This window comes from Bradyrhizobium sp. SSBR45G (assembly GCF_030159255.1).
In the GTDB taxonomy this organism is placed as follows: domain Bacteria; phylum Pseudomonadota; class Alphaproteobacteria; order Rhizobiales; family Xanthobacteraceae; genus Bradyrhizobium.
On the sequence record NZ_BSCT01000049.1, the window covers coordinates 30976 to 47991 of the forward strand.

Below are 17016 nucleotides of genomic sequence, written 5' to 3' on the forward strand. Positions count from 1 at the left end.
AAATGGCCGGCGGTATCTCGGTTCATGCGGTCGATGTCGCGAATGGGCGTCCGGCGCTCGGACTGCGCGTCGCGATCTGGCGCGTGGCGCCGGACCGCACGCTGCTCGCCGAAGGCCAGCTCGGCGCCGACGGCACCCTGCAGGCGCCGGTCGTCAAGGGCGACGGCGTGACGGCCGGCGAGTATGAGGTGCTGTTCCATGTCGGCGAGTTCTTCGGGGCGGGAGCACGGGCGAAATTCCTGACCACAGTGCCGTTTCGCTTCGCGATCGACAAGGTCGAGGAGCACTTTCATCTGCCGTTGAAATTCACCCCCTGGGGCTATTCGATCTTCCGCGGGGCTTGAGTGCGTGCGGCCGTCCTTCGAGACGCCCGCCTGCGGCGGGCTCCTCAGGACGAGGGCTGATTGCTTGGCGGTGTATCAACCCTCATGGTGAGGAGCGCCGCTTGCGGCGCGTCTCGAACCATGAGGCCTCCGCAGCCAGACGCCTCGATCAACCCGTCAGCCGCTTCGAAAGACCCGTGGTGCGCTCCATGATCGCCATCAGCGCCACCGTGCCGATGATCAGCACGCTCGACAGCGCGGCGATGGTGACGTCGAGCTTGCCTTCGAGGTCCTGCCACATCCGGATCGGCAGCATGTCGGTGGCGGCGTCGCGCAGGAACAGCGACACCGGCACGTTGTCGAACGACGACATGAAGGCGATGAAGGCGCCGGAGATGATGCCGGGGCGGATCAGCGGCAGCACGATGCGGCGGAACGTGTAGAGCCTGGAGGCGCCGAGGATCGCCGAGCTTTCGAGCAGGGTCGGCTCGAGCTGCGCCAGCGCGGCGACGGTGTTGCGCACCACATAGGGCACGCAGACGACGGTGTGGCCGATCACCAGCGTGAGCAGCGAGATCGGCAGGCCGATCAGCGAGAAGAACATCAGCGCGGCCAGCCCGAACGCCAGCGCCGGCAGCACCAGCGGCGACATGAACAGCGAGTCCAGCAGCTTCGCCGTCAGCGTCTTCGAGCGCGAGATCGCCAGCGCCGCGGCGACGCCGAGCACGACCGACAGCCCCGTCGACCACAGCGCCACCACGACGCTGTTGCGTGCTGCGAATTGCAGCTGCCAGGCGTTCCACAGCTCGACATACCAGCGCGTCGAATAGCCGGGCGGCGGGAATTTCAGCGAGAAGCCCGAGGTAAAGGAGACGATCACCACGACCAGCGACGGCGACACGATCAGGATCAGCGCCAGCACCGCGATGACCGTCATGACGATCTGGAAGCTGAGGGCCTCGAAATTCTTCTGCCTGCGGCTCATCGCGCGTCTCCATAGCCGCGGGCGCGCCGGCCGAGCGTCGAGAACAGCGCGACGATCGCCAGCACCGCGAACAGGAAGATGATCGAGATGGCGGCGGCGAACGGCCAGTTCTGCAGGGTCGAGGCCTGCTGATACAGATACATCGGCATGAACAGCATCTGCCCGCCACCGACCAGCGATTGCGTGATGAAGGCGGTGATCGCCGCCGCATAGGTCAAGGTGCAGCCGGCAATGATGCCCGGCATCGACAGCGGCAGCATCACCTTGACGAAGGTGCGCCAGCTGCCGGCGCCGAGCGAGGCCGAGGCATCGGAGAGATTGGGGTCGATGCGGCCGATCGCGGTGATCAGCGGCAGCACCATCAGCGGCATCTGCACCTGCGCCAGCGCCGCGATCAGCCCTCCTTGCGTGTAGATCATGCGCAGCGGCGTGCCGATCAGGCCGAGCGATTGCAGCACGGAGTTGATGATGCCCTGCCGCCCCAGGATCACGATCCAGGCGAAGGTGCGGACCACGACGCTGGTCAAGAGCGGGAGCAGCACGATCATGATGATCAATGTCTGCACCCGGCTGCCGGAGCGCTGGTAGAGCCAGGCGATGGGATAGCCGAGCACAAGGCAGGCGAGCGTGACCTCGGCGCCGAGCAGAAGCGTCGCGCCGAGCACGGACAGGCTGAAGGGGTCAGTCAGGAACTTGATGTACTGGCCGAGCCCCCACACCGTCGCCGCGGTGTCGTTGTGGAGCGACAGATAGAAGAGTTGCGCCAGCGGCAGCACGAAGAAGATCGCGAACGCTGCGCCTAAGGGCAATGCGAGCCCGAGGCTGAAGCTGGTCACGTCTCGAGGTGCTGTCGTGCTTGCTGCCGTGGCGCTCTTCATGGTTCAGATCTTGATGTCGCGATTGAACTTCTCGATCCAGGACGCGCGCTGTTCGTTGATCTTCTTCCAGTCCTGGAACACGAACTTCTTCTTCAGCTCCGCGGTGTCCTTGGCCAGCACCTTGGCGATCTCGCCGGACATCGCGACCTTGGTGTTGGTCGGCACGATCAGATAGGGCGAGTTCATCAGGGTGGTTTGCACCTCCGGCGACAGCGCCGCCTCGATCAGCTTGAAGGCGAGCTCCTTGTTCGGCGAGTTCTTGACGATATGGATCGTGGTCTTGAAGGCGATCGCGCCTTCCTTCGGTGCCACGAACTCGACCGGCACGCCGCGCGCCTTCAGGATCTGAATCGCGTTGAAATTGCCGGGCGAGATGTCGATCTGGCCCTGCTGGAACAGGGTCGCCAGCGCGCCGGGATTGGCCGCAACCGCGGCGAGGTTTGGCTTCAGCTCCTCCAGCGCCTTGAAGCCTTCGTCGACATTGGCCTCGGAGCCGCCGCGCATGCGCGCGATCTCGACCAGCCAGCCGGTGCCGAGCGTGGAGTTGAGGTTCGTGATGCCGACCTTGCCCTTGAACTCCGGCTTCCACAGATCGGCCCAGGACGTCGGCGGCGTCTTCACCGTCTCCGGATTGTAGGTCAGCCCGACCACTTGGAAAAACGGCGCCGGGCCCATCGCGTCCTGCGCTTCCGGAATCAGGTCCTTGTAGTAGGCGCTCTTGTCGGCCGGGAACGGATCGACGAGATCCTGGCCGATCGCGACCAGTGCCGGACCCGGATCGTGCAGCATGACGTCGATCGGCGGATTGGCCTTGGCGGCGTTGACCTTGGCGATCTGGTCGACCGAGAGCATCGGATCCAGCACGATGGCCGCATCGGCGTTGGCCTTGCGGAACGCCGGCACCAGCACCGCCTTGTGCGCCTCCTCCCAGCTGCCGGTGAAGGTCGCGAATACCAGCGGCCGCGCCTGTGCGAGGCTCAGGCCGGGGAAGGCGTGCATGGCTCCCAGCGTCAAGGCGCTGGTCAGGAGCCGGCGGCGATCAAGCATCATGTTTCACTCCGATGTGTTGGTTGTTCATTCCGGGAAGACGGTGGCGAGTCCGGCCGCGAGCGGCGCGACGCGCACCGGCGTGCCGGCCTCGCGCAGCGGCGTGCCGCCGGTGCGGGCCTGCGAAATCTTGATGCTCGTTCCGTCCTTGGCCTTGATCTCGTGGACGACGGTGGCGCCAAGCGGCAGCGCCATGCCGATCTCACCGCCAAAGCCGGTGTCGTCGCTGACGAAGGTGAGATGCTCGGGACGCAGGCAGACGGTGACCTTGTCTGAGGCACTGACCGGTTTGGGCGCGCGGGCGATGATCTCGCCGCCGGCTTCCAGGGCGACTTTCGCGCCGCCCGCGTCAGTCGCAACCACCACGCCTTTCATCTTGTTCGCGGTACCGACGAAGCTATTCACGAACAGCGTCTGTGGCTGGTCGTAGATCTCCGAGGGCGTGCCGAACTGCTCGAGATGGCCATGGCTGAGCACCGCGACGCGGTCGGCCATCGACAGCGCCTCCTCCTGATCGTGGGTCACGATCAGTGTCGTGGTTCCGGCCATGCGCTGCAGCCGCTTGACCTCAATCTGCATGTCCAGCCGCAAATTCTTGTCGAGCGCGGCGAACGGCTCGTCGAGCAGCAGAATCGACGGCTTGATCGCGAGCGCGCGCGCCAGCGCCACGCGCTGCTGCTGGCCGCCCGACAATTGCCGCGGCAGCCGCTCGCCGAACGGGCCGAGCTGCACCATGTCGAGCAGCCGCTGCGCTTCCTTGTTGCGCGTCGCCTTGTCGACGCCGCGCGCGGCGAGGCCGTAGCCGACATTCTCGGTGATCGACAGATGCGGGAACAGCGCATAGTTCTGGAACACGATGCCGACCGCGCGGCGATTGGGCGGCAGCGCATCGACGACGTCATTGCCGATGATGACGCGCCCCTCGCTCTGGCCGATGAAGCCGGCGATGATGCGAAGCAGCGTGGTCTTGCCGCAGCCGGACGGGCCGAGCAGGGCGATGATCTCGCCGCCTTTCACATCGAGATTGATGTCGGAGACCGCCATCGTGCCGCTCGCAAAGCGGTGGGTGATCCGATCCAGAACGAGCGACTTGGCTTCCGATACGCTGGCCATGGGCTTCCTGCTCAATGAGTTTGAAAAAGCAAGAAACGTGCCGCCTTTTCGGGCAGTGGGGGCCGTTTGTGTACAAGCAAGCGCGCGACCGGTATGCGAGTGTGCCGGGCTTGCGTAGCGCTCGTAGCAAGCTGTTTATCGCTCGCTCTCTCCCCACGTCATTCCGGGGCGCCCGAAGGGCGAGCCCGGAATCCATACCCACAGGCCGTCATTGTCGGGCGAGAGGGCCGTGGCGACCTCTCGGATCTACGCAGTCAGTCGTGGTTATGGATTCCGGGCTCGCGCTGACGCGCGCCCCGGAATGACGGAGGAGAGAGACGGCGCTCCTCACGCCATTCCAACTAACCGTCGCGGTGCTCCAACCGCGCGGCCAGTGCTTCCGGCAATCCCGTCGTCGGCTTCGCCGCCGGGCGGCGGAAGGTGCCGGCGGTGGCCTTGCGCATCTTCAGCGCCAGCAGCGCTTCGGCCTGTTTCACCGCGGCGACCACCTGATCGACCACCGGCACGGGAATGCGGTGCGCGACGCGGGCGGCGAGACCCGAGAGCGGCGCGCCGGCGAAGATCAGCACGTCAGCGTCATTCTCCTCGACCGCACGCAGCGCCAGCTCGACCAGCAATTCTTCCTTCTCATTCTGCACATCGGAGATCTGCTTGAAGCTGCCGTCGAGCATCCGGATGCCGGCGCAGCGCTCCATCAGACCGTGCATGCGCACGCACTCCTCGTACCAGGGGCCGAGCGCCTGCGCGAACGTGACGATGGCGAAGCGCCGCCCGGCCATGCAGGCGGTCAGCATCGCTGCTTCCGCGAGCCCGATCACCGGCACGTCGAACAGCTCGCGCGCGGCGAACAGTCCGGGATCGCCGAAGGCGGCGATGATTGCGGCGTCGAAGCTGCCATTTCGCTCGGCCAGCATCTCCAGCGCGACGGCGCCGCCGATCTGCGCCTCGGCGCGGGTCGCGATATAGGGCACGCCGCGCGGTGCGGTGCAGGGGATCAGCGTCGTGCCGGGCGCGGCTGCGTCGCGGCCGACCTGCAGCATCAGGTCGGTGATGTCGGTACGGATGTTCGGATTGAGCAGCAGGATGTTCATGGCGCCTCGCGAGGGAACGCCAAAGCTTGCCCGAGCCATTGCGGCTCTGTCTACAGTGGTGAGCCGTTCAGGCGGTGCCGGCTGTTCCGCCGACGATGATGGCGATGAAGGTCGCGAGCATCGCGGCCATCGCGCCGACGCTGAGCAGCCGCCGCAGCTTCAGGAACCAGGATCGCCCGTCGCCGCCACCGAAGCAGAGCTCGTCGACGATGAGCGCTGCCAACAGCGCCGCGGCCAGCAGCACCAGCGAGGCCGCAGCCGGCAGCAGCAGCGCGGCCCAGCCGAGCAGCGCCGGTGTGACGCCCCAGGCCATGCGCCACCACCCGGCCAAGGCGGGTGCCTGCACGGCGAGGCCCCAATGCACGGCGCCGAGGAAGCTCAGGATGACGGCGCCGTAGGCGATCTGCGCCTGCACGGCCATCAGGCGCACCGGCCCCTGGCCCGCGATCACCAGCAAGGCAAAACCGACGAACGGGATCAGCCCGGCCAGTCCGAGGATGCGCATGGACGTTGGAATGCCGGCGAGCATGATGTGATCTCTCTCAATGGCCCGGCCGCGCCGGCTGAGCGGTGGTCCGCCGCTCCGCGCGGCAGCGGTCGGAGCAGAACTTCACCTCGTCCCAGTCGCGCGCCCATTTCTTGCGCCACGCGAAGGGGCGGCCGCACGCAGCGCAGGTCTTAGTGGGAAGGTCGGCCTTGCGGCGCATCTTCGGCATGGCGCCTCACCACGGGACCGGCGCGCCGCGCCAGTCGTAGAAGCCGCCGGTGTCCTGCGGCCCGAGCCGGTCGATGACCCCGAGCAGGTGGCGGGCGGCCTCCGCCGGAGCGATGCCGGAGGCGGAGGCGAACGGCGCCGAGAGCGGCGTCGCCACCGTGCCCGGATGCAGTGCGACGCAGATCGCCTCTGGCGCGCGACGCGCGAGCTCGATGGCCGCACAATGCACGAGCTGGTTCAGCGCCGCCTTGGAGGCGCGATAGCCGTACCAGCCGCCCAGCCGGTTGTCGCCGATCGAGCCGACCCGCGCCGACAATGCCGCCACCGTCGCTTTGCCGGTGCGGGGCAGCCGCGGCAGCAGATGCTTCATCAGCAGCGCGGGGCCCGTCGCGTTGATGGTGAAGGCGCGGGCGAGACGTTCGGCATCGAGCTCGCGCCAGCTCTTTTCCGGCAGCGCGCCAGCCTCGTGCAGCATGCCGGTGGCGATGATGACGAGACGGATCTCGCCCGCACCTGCCATCAGCTCCGCTGCCTGCGCGAGGCTTGTCTCGTCGGTGAGATCGAAGGCAGGGGTCGTGCCGCGGCTGAAGCCGAGCACGGTGTCGAAATGTCCGCTGTCGCTCAACGCCGCGCTGAGCGCCGAGCCGATACCGCCGCTGGCGCCGAACACGGCGGCAACGCCGCCACGTGGAAATGAATCCAGCCGGACGGTGTGCCGGGGCTGGGGCGTTGCAACGCCCGAAGCGGCGTCACGCGTCGCGTTCGCGATCAGCTGGTCCGTCACGTCCGTCCTCGCGGGAGCCATGCAGCCTACCAAGGCTGCTCATCCTCCTAACGAAGCTGCCCTGTGGCCGGATCATTGCGCTAGACTGCCGGCTCAGGAGGAGGCGCCTGGAACCGGCCGGCCCGGACTCGCCCGTCACGATCACGATCGCTTGGCCGTTCACCGCGCCGCAACGAGTTGCGTCCAGATTGTCGGCGCGAACCGAATGAGCGGTCATGACACCAGACACCTCCGCCCTCACTGTCCGAGGGTTAACCAAATGTTTCGAGCGGCCTGCCGTCGACGGGCTCGACCTGATCGTGCGCGCCGGTGAGTTCTATGCGCTGGTCGGACCCAACGGCGCCGGCAAGACGACGACGTTGCGCATGGTGGCGGGGTTGCTGCGGCCGGATGCCGGCGAGATCGCGATCTTCGGCATCGACGCGCTTGATGATCCGATCGCCGCCAAGCAGGTGATGGCCTGGGTCTCCGACGAGCCGATGATCTATGACAAGCTCACGCCGCTCGAATATCTCGAATTCGTCGCCGGGCTGTGGGGCGTCGATCCGGCGAGCTCGAGCGCAACGGCCCGCGCGCTGCTGGTCTCGCTCGGGCTGGAGCCTCACCTTCACGAACGCTGCGAGGGCTTCTCCAAGGGCATGCGCCAGAAGGTGGCGCTGGCCGGCGCGCTGGTGCACGACCCGCAGCTCATCATCCTGGACGAGCCGCTCACCGGCCTCGATGCGGTGTCCGCGCGTCACGTCAAGGGTCTCCTGGCCGAGCGCGTCCGCCGCGGCGGCACCGTCATCATGACCACGCACATTCTCGAAGTGGCCGAGCGCATGGCCGACCGGATCGGGGTCATCGCCGCCGGGCGCATCGTCGCCGAAGGCACGCTCGCCGAGCTGCGCCAGCAGAACGGCCGCACAGACACCAGCCTGGAAGAGCTGTTCATCGCGCTGGTCGACGTCGAGTCCGCGGCATGACGCGGGCGGCGACGCTCGCCTGGTTCGCCCGCCACGAGATCAGGCTCGCCTGGCGGGAATGGCTCGGCATGATCACCGCCGGCAAGCGCCGCCGCACCCGTGCCGCGATCATCGGCCTCGTGCTGTTCGGCGCCATCATGCATCTGCCGGCCTGGGCGGTGGTCGGCCGCTACGCCGACCTGCAGCCGCCGCTCGACAAGACCGCGCTGATCGTGATCACCGCGACCATCATGCTGTCCTGGGCCTTGATGCTGTCGCAGGCGATCGAGTCGGTGACGCGCGTGTTCTACGCCCGCGCCGATCTCGACCTCATCATGTCGTCGCCGGTGCGGCTCGCCGAGATCTTCTCGGTCCGGATCGCGGCGATTGCGCTCTCCGTCACCAGCATGGCCCTGCTGCTCGCGACGCCGTTCGTCGACGTGCTGCTGATCGAAGGCGGCGTGCGCTGGCTCGCGGCCTTCGTCGTCGTCGCAGCCGTCGGCCTGTCGGCCGCCGCGATCGCCATCGCGGTCACGATCATCCTGTTTCGGCTCATCGGCCCGGCGCGCACGCGGCTGGTGGCGCAGATCCTGGCCGCCGTGATCGGCGCCGGCTTCGTCATCATGCTGCAGATCGCAGCCATCGTGTCCTATGGCACGCTGTCGCGCTTTGCCGTGCTCACCTCGGATGCCGCGGCTGCGATTGCCCCGGACCCGGACAGCCTCGTCTGGCTGCCGGCCCGCGCCGCGCTCGGTGACGGCCAGGCGCTGCTGATCCTGCTCGCGGCCGGGTTGCTGCTGCTCGGCATCGTCATGATGGTGTTCTCGCCGCGCTTTGCCGACACCGCGATCAGCGCCGCGGCCCAGGGCGTCTCGACCCGCGCCGGTGCACAGATCCGGGCCTTCCGCGGCGGCTCGCGCCAGCAGGCGCTGCGCCGCAAGGAGTTCGTGCTGTTAAGGCGCGACCCGTGGCTGATCTCGCAGACGCTGATGCAGCTGCTGTATCTGCTGCCGCCGGCGCTGCTGCTGTGGCGCAGCTATTCCGACAGCTCGCAGGCGGTGATCCTGATCACGCCGGTCATCGTGATGGCCGCCGGCCAGCTTGCCGGCGGCCTCGCCTGGCTCACCATTTCCGGCGAAGACGCGCCCGAGCTGGTCGCGACGGCGCCACTGACGGCCGCCAGCATCGTGCGCGCCAAGATCGAGGTCGTGCTGATGACCATCGCGGTGATCTTTGCGCCGCTCGTGCTCGCGCTAGGCTGGATCGCGCCATGGCAGGCGCTGGTGACCGCGGCGGCGGTGCTGGTGGCCACGATCTCCTCGACCGCGATCCAATTATGGTTCCGAATCCAGGCGCGGCGCAGCCAGTTCCGGCGCCGTCAGACCTCGTCGCGCCTCGCCACCTTTGCCGAGGCGTTCTCGTCGATCGGCTGGGCGGCGACCGCGGCGCTGGCGCTCGCGCTGCCGGCAGCGGCCTTGATCTGCGGACTGATGACCGCAGGGATCCTGTTCGCCGCCTGGAGGCTGAGCCCGGCGCGGACCTGACATGCTCAGCGCAGCACCTCCATGACAGCGTCCGCGAACGCCGCGGGCTCCTCCTGCGGCAGATTGTGGCCGGCGCGGGGGATCACGCGATGCGCGATCCGGTTGCTGAATTTCGCGGCATGTGCCGCTCCGTCGGTGGCCGGGATCACGCCGTCGCCGTCGCCATCGAGCGTGATCGTGGGCACGGTGATGACCGGCTGCGCCGCCAGTCGCCGTTCGTGCTCGTCATAGCGCGGATCGCCCGCGGCCAATCCGAAGCGGTGGCGGTAGCTGTTGATCACGACATCGACGTGATCGGGATTGTCGAAGGCTGTGGCCGCGCGCGCGAAGGTCGCATCGTCGAAGCGCCAGTTCGGCGACCATTGCTGCCACAGCAGCCGTGCGATCTCGGCGCGGTGCGCTGCGAGGCCGGCGCGGCCGCGCTCGGTCTGGAAGTACCATTGATACCAGAACGCGAGTTCGCGCGGCACCGGCGCGGGCTCCATCGCCCTGGCGATGTGCTGGATCAGATAGCCATTGACCGAGACGAGGCCGATGCAGCGCTCGGGCCACAGCGCGGCGCCGATGCAGGCGCCGCGGCCGCCCCAATCATAGCCGGCGAACACGGCGCGCGGGATCGCCAGCGCATCCATCAGCGCGATCAGGTCGGCGCCGACCGCGGCCTGCTGGCCTGAGCGCGGCGTCGAAGCATCGCGGAAGCGCGTCGGCCCATAGCCGCGCACATAGGGCACGATGACGCGGCAGCCTTGGGCCGCAAGGCGCGGCGCGACGTCGACATAGGAATGGATATCGTAGGGATAGCCGTGCAGCAGGATGACGGCGGGACCATCGGCCGGTCCGCTCTCGACATAGGCAATGCTGAGAACCCCGGCATCGATGGCCTTGATGGGTTGCATCAGCTGCGCCTGCGACGATCCGTCTCGATCAATCATGCCATCCTCCCATGCTCGCAATGCCCTGGCGTGCCGTCGGGCATTGCGATGAGGATAGTTTGGATCGCAATTCCTCGCTACACTCCCACGGGCTGTTGAAGAGGAACCGCCATGCTGCGCTCGCTGGTCTCGCTGCTTGCCGTCCTGGTCTCGTTCGCATCGCCTGCTCTGGCGCAATCGGGACCGCGCACCAGCGAGTGCCTGGCGATGGCCGGTGGCCCGCCGCGCGCCACGCCCGTCAGCCTGCGTCGGACGGCTGCGGCCGGCAACGAGGTGACGATCACCTATGCCGGCCACTCGACCTACTTCATCGACACGCCGATGGGCATCCGCATCGCCACCGACTACAGCGGTGCCTATCAGGTCGGACGGCTGCCCGACGTCATCACCATGAACCGGGCGCATTCGACGCACTACACGCTGGCGCCCGATCCGCGCATCCCGCACGTGCTGCACGGCTGGGGCGACGACGGCAAGCCGGCGCAGGTGTTCGAGCGGGTCGGCGACGTGCTGATCCGCAACATCACCACCGACATCCGCCGCTATTTCAGCGATTCCCTCGGCGCCGACATGATCAAGGACGGCAACTCGATCTTCGTCTTCGAGGTCGCCGGCCTGTGCATCGGCCATCTCGGCCATCTGCACGTCAAGCTCGACGAGACGCATTTCGCCGCGATCGGCCGGCTCGATATCGTGATGGTGCCGATCGACGGCGGCTACACGATGTCGCTCGACGGCATCTCTGACATCACCAAGCGGCTGCGGGCCTCGGTGGTGCTGCCGATGCACCGTTTCGCGACCCCGCTCGACGAGTTCATGCGCAAGATCGGCCAGCAGTTCGAGATCGACCGCCGCACCGAGCGGACACTGAAGATGTCGCGCGAACTGCTGCCGTCTGTCCCGACCGTGATCATCCTCGACGGCGTGTAACCTCAGGCGCCCGCGAGGCTGGTGCCGCGGCGGCCTTCCGGCGTCAGGAACATGCGCTTGAGCTTGCCCATCACGCGCACCGCGAGGCCGAGCACGTAAGGCTGCGTCTTCAGGCAGAAGGCCAGCTTCTTGACGTGGCCCTCGACATGCCATTTGGCATGGGCGCCGTCGCGGAAGAAGATCACGTCGCCCGGCCCATAGCGCTTCGCCGGGAGCCCATCGCTCTCCAGCACGATCGCGCCGTCCAGGATCAGGATGGTCTCGTCGAAATCGTAGTACCAGTTGAACTTGCCCTCGGTGCAATGCCAGACGATGGTCGAGCCCAGACCGTCGCTGCTGCGCGCCACCGTGCAGGAGGTCGCGGTCGGATTGCCCTCGATGATCCAGGACGGCTCGATCGGAGCGGGCGCCAGGTCGACGGTGAGATTGGCGGTTTCGATCAAGGACGGAGACATCGCGGACCTCGAATGCACGGGACTGAAACGGCCGGCCAGATGCCGGCATGAGGCTGCGACCGTATCCGGATGGGCCTGACCGCCGCTTTCTGCGATCGTTAAAATTTGAACTGACGGCCGCGACCAGCCGTCGCATCACAACCACGCCAGCGCTATAAACATCACGCGAACGCCGCAATTTGTTCGCGGCTTCGCCAAACCTCCCGATCTACTGTTTGACCGCACTGCAAGATGCGGACGTGCCGAGCCCCGGTCGCCCAATGCATCCAGCATCGTGTTGTCGCCTTTAAAGATTTGCCGCTGTCGCAGAAATAAGGATTTCCCAGGATGCGCCGACTGAGCCTCGCCATCGCCCTCACGCTGTCCGCCGCCACCCTTGCCACCACCACGTTCGTCATGGCCGGCGAAACGCCTGCGCCTGACAACGCCAAGGCCTACTTCATCAACCTCAAGGACGGCGACACCGTCGCCTCGCCGGTTCTGATCCGCTTCGGCCTGTCCGGCATGGGCGTCGCGCCGTCCGGCACCGAGGCCCCGAACACCGGCCATCATCACCTGCTGATCGACGCGCCGGCGCTCGAGGGGGATTCGCTCAACGAGGCGATCCCGGTGGATGCCGAACATGTCCATTTCGGCAAGGGTCAGACTGAAGCCTCGGTCAAGCTGACGCCGGGCAAGCACACCTTGCAGCTCGTGCTCGGCGACTGGAGCCACATTCCGCACAACAAGCCGGTCATGTCGGAGCGGATCACCGTGACGGTCGAGGCCACCACCCAGGCCAAATCACCATAAGCCCGGCATGGCGCGGCCCGCTATGCTGCGGGCTGCGCCACCGCCTGCTGTCTCCCGATCGAGTGGCCGCTCGCTCATCTACACCCGGAATGCGAGCCGCAGTCCGCCCCAATGGCGGTCCTTGATCCTGATCGGCACGTCGATCTCCTTCACCGTGACGGTCACGCCGCCGCCCATGTCGCGCTCGTAGCGCTGCGCGAGATGCCCATGGAGCGTCCGCGCCGCGGCCATGCCGGCGCGGTCCTTGTAGAACCGCCGATTGCGGCAGTTCGCCACGTTCCAGACATGTTCACCCCGCCGCTGTTGCTGCGAGACCCTGCGGTTGTGTGTCGGAATGTAGGCGTTCCGATCGATTGCCACGCAGAACACGACGTTCGGATCGGCCGCCAGCGCAGCCTCCTGGAACGGCGGCAGCAGGCGGTCGCAGATCGCCGTGAATGGCGCCTCGAACTGCTCGGGATCGGTGTCCGGGATGCGCCGATAGTCGAAGTCAAACCAGCGCGCGACCGTGGTCTCGCCTGACGCGATCGACTGCTCGATCGCCGCCGTGATCTGCCCGGCGACCGCCAGCGCGGCGTCGACATGCGCCTGATCGGCCCGGTCGATCTCGGCCAGCAGCGCATGGACCGCATCGCGCCGCGCCTGGGCCAGCTCGCGAAAGCTGAGATGGACGTCGCGATTGCCGATCGCCACGATATCGCAATCGACCGTACCGAACGACGCGCACTCCACCTTGACCTGCTGCTGCTCGGCGAGGCCGACCACATCTATCGCGGCGCGGAAGCGCAGGCCGCCGCCCGAGATGTCGAGCAGGGTGCCGTCGACCTGGCCGCCCCTCGAGTGCAGTCGTGCGGGGATGCTGACGGGCCGGCGCAGATCCGTCGAGCGGCGGTCGCCGAGGCTCGAGGTCCGCAGCGAGACCATGAGATTGGCGCGCAGCTCGGAGACCCGGCCATTGGTGCCGGTCACGAGCTCGGACACGGTCTGGGTCTGCTGCTCGATTTCCGACGAACGGCTGGAAATGCGGGTGACGTTCTCGGCCACCATCGCCACGCCGGCCGAGGCCTCGGTGAGGCTGCGCGCCACTTCGCGCAAGGTCGCCTCCTGCTGCTCGGCGGCAGCGGCCATCGCCGCGCTGGCGCCGTCGATGCTGCCGATCGCCGCGCTGATCTTGCTGATCACGGCGGTCGAGTCGGAGGTCGCGGTCGAGATCCGATCGATGCGCTGGGCGATGTCATCGGCGGCCTCGGAGGTCTTGCGCGCCAGCGCCTTGACCTCATGCGCGACGATCGCGAACCCTGCGCCCGCTTCGCCGGCCCGAGCCGCCTCGATGGTGGCGTTGAGCGCCAGCAGGTTGGTCTGCGCCGCCACTTCGGCGATGGTGTTGACGACGGACGAGATCTGCCCGGCTGCATCGCTGAGAGCCGCCACGGTCGATCCGGCCTGCTGCGCTTCGCGCGCGGCCCGGCTGGCCAGCTCCGCCGTCTCCGCGGCACGCTGCGCGATCTCCCGTCCGGTGGCCGACAGTTCTTCCGCCGAGCTCGAGACCGTGGTCACGTTGCTGCTGGCGCGGGCGGAGGCCTGCGCCACCATGCCGGCCTCGCTCGCGATCGTCTTCGCCTCCGCGACGGCCTGGGCGCTGCGGGTCGACGCATCGCCGCTGATGGTCATCACCTCGGCGACGGCGCAATCGAGGTCGGTCTCGAGCAGCTCCCACATTTCGGCGAACATCTTGCGCCGCTCGCGCTCGGCGGTCTCCTTTGCCCTGGCCTGCTCCTCGGTGAGCCGGCGGTTCTCCAGCAGCTTGCCGTGGAACACGCCGAGGGCGCGTGAGATCTGGCCGACCTCGTCGCGACGCTTCACCGGCTCGAGGCTGACGTCGAGATCATTCTGCGCCAGCCGCTCCATGGCGCGGGCCATCTGCAGCAGCGGTGCGGCGAGCCAGCGTCCGAACATCAGCGCCGCCGCCGCCGTGACCAGCACCGTGATGGAGATCGACCAGAACACGGTGTCCTTCACGCTGGCGAGCTCTGCCTTGACGATGCCGAGCCGCTGATCAGCCGCGGACCTGATCGCCTGCAGCGTCGGACTGATGCTTTCATAGTACCGCGTCAGTTCGGCTGTTTCTCCCAGCAGGTTGGTCTGCCCGCTCATGTAGGAGAGGAAGCTCGTCCGATAGACGTCCATCAGCTTGACGATCTCGGCCTTGACCGGCTCGGGCAGATCGGACCTGCCGAGCTCTGCGCCGAATTCGTCGACGCGCTTGCGCAAATCGTCGCCGTATTTCGGATCGCCACGCAGCATAAAATCCTTTTCGTGCCGGCGCATCATCAGCATCAGCACTGCGAGGCGCGGCTGATCATGCTTCGTCAGCTGGGTCTCGATCGACCGAACGGCGCCGCGCAGCTTGCCTTGCAGACCGTCATTCTCATTGAAACCGATGACCTTCTGCGCAGCGACGACCTGGGCGAAGCGGGTCGCGTAGCCGGTGATCGCCTCGCGCGACGAGGCGGCCTGCCGCGCGGTCTCGTCGTTGGGTGTCGCGGCGAGCATCTCGTCGATGCGGTCGAGGCGCGACGTGATCGTCTTCGCGATTCCTTCATGCGCGGCGACCTTGGCCTCCGACGGCTTCTGCAGGAATTCGGTCGCCGTGCCACGCGCCTGCAACAGCCCTTCCCATATTCCGCCACTCAAAGTGGCCAGCGTCGCGACGCGATCCGCCGTCTGCTGGCTGCGCCGCTCGATTGAAAGCCCCGTCAGATAGAGGCAGCCGATGACAGCAACGCCGGCAACACCGAGACAAAGAATTTGGCCCTTGAGCCCAAACCGAAACCGGCTCTGCACCGAACCGGCAACCGCCACACCCATTGCTGTTCCCTGTGAATCAATTGAGCAACAGCTGCGAGCTTTAAGGGTCGTGCTTAATGACAGACTAAGTGAGGCGCGTGTTTCATAAATATTCAACCATGAGGTGCAGTAGAACTACGGGATTTCCGGCAACTACAAACAGCCTTACGCACATTCACGTGCAATCGGCGGCCCATCTCGCGACGTGCCGCCGATAGAAGCCTCGGACGAACTCAGGCCCACTCGCCCTTGCGGAACACCGGCACGCGGCGGCCGTCTTCATGGACGCCGTCGATGTCGGTCTCGGCAGCGCCGATCATCCAGTCGATATGGATCAGGCTCTGGTTGCCGCCCTGGGCGGCGATCTGCTGCGGCGACAGCGAGGTGCCGTTGACGAAGCACTTCGAATAGCACTGGCCGAGCGCGATGTGCGAGGCGGCATTCTCGTCGAACAGCGTGTTGTAGAACAGCAGCCCGCTCTTGGAGATCGGCGAGGAGTGCGGCACCAGCGCCACCTCGCCGAGCCGGCGCGCGCCCTCGTCGGTGTCGAGCACCTTGTTCAGAACCTCCTCGCCCTTCGAGGCCTTCGCCTCGACGATGCGGCCTTCCTCGAACCTGACCTGGATGTTGTCGATCAAGGTGCCCTGATAGGACAGCGGCTTGGAGCTGACGACATGGCCGGACACGCGGCGGCAATGCGGCGTCGTGAACACCTCCTCGGTCGGGATGTTGGCGTTGCAGACGATGCCGTTCTTCGCCGTGGAGGCGCCGCCTTCCCATTCGTGGCCGTCGGCGAGACCGATGGTCAGATCCATGCCTGGGCCGGTGTAGTGCAGCGCGCTGAAGCGCTGGCCGTTGAGCCATTCGGTGCGCTCGCGCAGCACCGCGTTATGCTGCTCCCAGGCGGACACCGCATCGTCGCGGTCGACGCGCGAGGCCGCGAAGATTGCGTCGGCCAGCTTCGCGACCGCGACCTCCTCCGGCACGTCGGGGAAGACGAGCGTCGCCCACGCCGGGCTCGGATAGGCGATGATGTTCCAGTTGGTCTCGAAATTCGTGATCTTCTCGAGCGCCGGCTGATAAGCCTTGGAGTTCGCCTTGCTGGCGCGCGCCACCTTGGCCGGATCCTGGCCGGACAGCAGCATGGGATTGTCGCCGACGATGGCGAGCCGGGCGGTGTTCTCCGAGAATGCCTTGGCCATGCCCTGATAGAGCCAGTCGGCGGCGCGATCGAAGCTGTTGTCATGACCAAAACGATACCGTGCCAGGGTCAGCTCCTCGTCGGAGAAGAACGAGGTCACGATACCCGCGCCGGCCTTGTAGGCATGCTCAGCAACCTTCCGCACCAGCGGCAGCGCGACCGACGGCGCGGTGAGCAGCAGATCCTGCCCCGGCTGCAATTGCAGGCCGACCTTCACCGCCACTTCGGCGAGACGGTCGAGCTTCACGGGATCGATAGCGGTATCGAAGCTTCTGACATGTGCGGTCATCAGGGCTGTCCAGTTCCGGTTCTTTGCGATGCTCAAGAGATAGGCCAATCGATGGTGCGGTCAATGGTGGAGTGCAGCAGCATTCTCCGCTGTCGTCCCGGGCTTGACCCCATAGGCGCTAAGATAGTTTTAGCATCATTTGATAG

Annotated in this window: 17 protein-coding genes; 5 read left to right on the top strand and 12 right to left on the bottom strand. The window is 66.8% G+C overall.

The genetic code is table 11. The annotated features are described in order from the left end of the window. The first annotated feature begins 2 nt into the window (after positions 1 to 2). Positions 3 to 344 (top strand): hydroxyisourate hydrolase, encoded by a 342-nt coding sequence (locus QQL87_RS33950; RefSeq protein WP_284423497.1) that lies wholly within the window; start codon positions 3 to 5, stop codon positions 342 to 344. Between the two features lie 148 nt (positions 345 to 492). Here QQL87_RS33950 and QQL87_RS33955 read toward each other — a convergent pair whose 3' ends face one another. The 8 genes from QQL87_RS33955 to QQL87_RS33990 all read right to left on the bottom strand — a co-directional run bounded on the left by QQL87_RS33955 (position 493) and on the right by QQL87_RS33990 (position 6936). Then, positions 493 to 1308 carry an ABC transporter permease gene (locus QQL87_RS33955; protein WP_284423498.1) on the bottom strand — a complete coding sequence of 272 codons (816 nt, stop codon included), beginning with the start codon at positions 1306 to 1308 and terminating at the stop codon, positions 493 to 495. Next, entirely contained in the window at positions 1305 to 2186 is an 882-nt protein-coding gene (locus tag QQL87_RS33960; protein WP_284423499.1) for an ABC transporter permease, read from the bottom strand. The genes QQL87_RS33955 and QQL87_RS33960 overlap by 4 nt, the downstream gene beginning before the upstream one ends. A 3-nt stretch (positions 2187 to 2189) precedes the next feature. Continuing rightward, the gene (locus tag QQL87_RS33965) at positions 2190 to 3236 is read right to left on the bottom strand and encodes an ABC transporter substrate-binding protein (RefSeq protein ID WP_284423500.1); all 1047 of its coding nucleotides are present in this window, start codon (positions 3234 to 3236) and stop codon (positions 2190 to 2192) included. A gap of 24 nt (positions 3237 to 3260) precedes the next feature. Next, entirely contained in the window at positions 3261 to 4346 is a 1086-nt protein-coding gene (locus tag QQL87_RS33970; RefSeq protein ID WP_284423501.1) for an ABC transporter ATP-binding protein, read from the bottom strand. Positions 4347 to 4687: 341 nt separating this feature from the next. After that, positions 4688 to 5437: an aspartate/glutamate racemase family protein gene (locus QQL87_RS33975; RefSeq protein WP_284423502.1), complete on the bottom strand. Its 750-nt coding sequence runs from the start codon at positions 5435 to 5437 to the stop codon at positions 4688 to 4690. A 67-nt stretch (positions 5438 to 5504) separates the two neighbouring features. Continuing rightward, entirely contained in the window at positions 5505 to 5966 is a 462-nt protein-coding gene (locus QQL87_RS33980) for a DUF3429 domain-containing protein (protein ID WP_284423503.1), read from the bottom strand. A gap of 13 nt (positions 5967 to 5979) precedes the next feature. Continuing rightward, entirely contained in the window at positions 5980 to 6153 is a 174-nt protein-coding gene (locus QQL87_RS33985) for a DUF2256 domain-containing protein (protein WP_284423504.1), read from the bottom strand. Between the two features lie 6 nt (positions 6154 to 6159). Then, the gene (locus QQL87_RS33990) at positions 6160 to 6936 is read right to left on the bottom strand and encodes an SDR family NAD(P)-dependent oxidoreductase (protein WP_284423505.1); all 777 of its coding nucleotides are present in this window, start codon (positions 6934 to 6936) and stop codon (positions 6160 to 6162) included. Between the two features lie 215 nt (positions 6937 to 7151). Between QQL87_RS33990 and QQL87_RS33995 the strand changes: the two genes are divergently transcribed. Together QQL87_RS33995 and QQL87_RS34000 are read left to right on the top strand one after the other, a co-directional pair. After that, positions 7152 to 7901: an ABC transporter ATP-binding protein gene (locus QQL87_RS33995; RefSeq protein ID WP_284423506.1), complete on the top strand. Its 750-nt coding sequence runs from the start codon at positions 7152 to 7154 to the stop codon at positions 7899 to 7901. Next, positions 7898 to 9424 carry a permease gene (locus tag QQL87_RS34000; protein ID WP_284423507.1) on the top strand — a complete coding sequence of 509 codons (1527 nt, stop codon included), beginning with the start codon at positions 7898 to 7900 and terminating at the stop codon, positions 9422 to 9424. Before QQL87_RS33995 ends, QQL87_RS34000 begins: the two co-directional genes overlap by 4 nt. 5 nt (positions 9425 to 9429) lie before the next feature. Here QQL87_RS34000 and QQL87_RS34005 read toward each other — a convergent pair whose 3' ends face one another. Continuing rightward, on the bottom strand, positions 9430 to 10356 hold the full coding sequence (locus QQL87_RS34005) for an alpha/beta fold hydrolase (protein ID WP_284423508.1): 927 nt from the start codon (positions 10354 to 10356) through the stop codon (positions 9430 to 9432). A 111-nt stretch (positions 10357 to 10467) separates the two neighbouring features. On the opposite strand from QQL87_RS34005, the gene QQL87_RS34010 reads away from it, so the two are divergent. Further along, the gene (locus QQL87_RS34010; RefSeq protein ID WP_284423509.1) at positions 10468 to 11286 is read left to right on the top strand and encodes an MBL fold metallo-hydrolase; all 819 of its coding nucleotides are present in this window, start codon (positions 10468 to 10470) and stop codon (positions 11284 to 11286) included. Positions 11287 to 11288: 2 nt separating this feature from the next. Here the strand turns inward: QQL87_RS34010 and QQL87_RS34015 are convergent, their stop codons facing one another. After that, positions 11289 to 11741 carry a cupin domain-containing protein gene (locus QQL87_RS34015; RefSeq protein WP_284423510.1) on the bottom strand — a complete coding sequence of 151 codons (453 nt, stop codon included), beginning with the start codon at positions 11739 to 11741 and terminating at the stop codon, positions 11289 to 11291. 327 nt (positions 11742 to 12068) lie between these two features. On the opposite strand from QQL87_RS34015, the gene QQL87_RS34020 reads away from it, so the two are divergent. Next, positions 12069 to 12533 (top strand): DUF4399 domain-containing protein, encoded by a 465-nt coding sequence (locus QQL87_RS34020; RefSeq protein WP_284423511.1) that lies wholly within the window; start codon positions 12069 to 12071, stop codon positions 12531 to 12533. Between the two features lie 78 nt (positions 12534 to 12611). Here the strand turns inward: QQL87_RS34020 and QQL87_RS34025 are convergent, their stop codons facing one another. Continuing rightward, positions 12612 to 15401: a methyl-accepting chemotaxis protein gene (locus tag QQL87_RS34025; RefSeq protein WP_284423512.1), complete on the bottom strand. Its 2790-nt coding sequence runs from the start codon at positions 15399 to 15401 to the stop codon at positions 12612 to 12614. A gap of 212 nt (positions 15402 to 15613) precedes the next feature. Continuing rightward, positions 15614 to 16870, bottom strand: coding sequence for an aminopeptidase (locus QQL87_RS34030; protein ID WP_284423513.1), 1257 nt, complete (start codon positions 16868 to 16870; stop codon positions 15614 to 15616). Between the last annotated feature and the right edge of the window lie 146 nt (positions 16871 to 17016).

Excerpts from the sequence above, each read along its gene's own strand:
- QQL87_RS33975 (WP_284423502.1), bottom strand. The coding sequence starts at position 5,437 with ATGAACATCCTGCTGCTCAATCCGAACATCCGTACCGACATCACCGAC.
- QQL87_RS34025 (WP_284423512.1), bottom strand. The coding sequence starts at position 15,401 with ATGGGTGTGGCGGTTGCCGGTTCGGTGCAGAGCCGGTTTCGGTTTGGG.
- QQL87_RS33995 (WP_284423506.1), top strand. The coding sequence starts at position 7,152 with ATGACACCAGACACCTCCGCCCTCACTGTCCGAGGGTTAACCAAATGT.
- QQL87_RS34000 (WP_284423507.1), top strand. The coding sequence starts at position 7,898 with ATGACGCGGGCGGCGACGCTCGCCTGGTTCGCCCGCCACGAGATCAGG.
- QQL87_RS33985 (WP_284423504.1), bottom strand. The coding sequence starts at position 6,153 with ATGCCGAAGATGCGCCGCAAGGCCGACCTTCCCACTAAGACCTGCGCT.
- QQL87_RS34005 (WP_284423508.1), bottom strand. The coding sequence starts at position 10,356 with ATGATTGATCGAGACGGATCGTCGCAGGCGCAGCTGATGCAACCCATC.
- QQL87_RS34010 (WP_284423509.1), top strand. The coding sequence starts at position 10,468 with ATGCTGCGCTCGCTGGTCTCGCTGCTTGCCGTCCTGGTCTCGTTCGCA.
- QQL87_RS33950 (WP_284423497.1), top strand. The coding sequence starts at position 3 with ATGGCCGGCGGTATCTCGGTTCATGCGGTCGATGTCGCGAATGGGCGT.
- QQL87_RS33970 (WP_284423501.1), bottom strand. The coding sequence starts at position 4,346 with ATGGCCAGCGTATCGGAAGCCAAGTCGCTCGTTCTGGATCGGATCACC.
- QQL87_RS34015 (WP_284423510.1), bottom strand. The coding sequence starts at position 11,741 with ATGTCTCCGTCCTTGATCGAAACCGCCAATCTCACCGTCGACCTGGCG.
- QQL87_RS33955 (WP_284423498.1), bottom strand. The coding sequence starts at position 1,308 with ATGAGCCGCAGGCAGAAGAATTTCGAGGCCCTCAGCTTCCAGATCGTC.
- QQL87_RS33965 (WP_284423500.1), bottom strand. The coding sequence starts at position 3,236 with ATGATGCTTGATCGCCGCCGGCTCCTGACCAGCGCCTTGACGCTGGGA.
- QQL87_RS34030 (WP_284423513.1), bottom strand. The coding sequence starts at position 16,870 with ATGACCGCACATGTCAGAAGCTTCGATACCGCTATCGATCCCGTGAAG.
- QQL87_RS33960 (WP_284423499.1), bottom strand. The coding sequence starts at position 2,186 with ATGAAGAGCGCCACGGCAGCAAGCACGACAGCACCTCGAGACGTGACC.
- QQL87_RS33980 (WP_284423503.1), bottom strand. The coding sequence starts at position 5,966 with ATGCTCGCCGGCATTCCAACGTCCATGCGCATCCTCGGACTGGCCGGG.
- QQL87_RS34020 (WP_284423511.1), top strand. The coding sequence starts at position 12,069 with ATGCGCCGACTGAGCCTCGCCATCGCCCTCACGCTGTCCGCCGCCACC.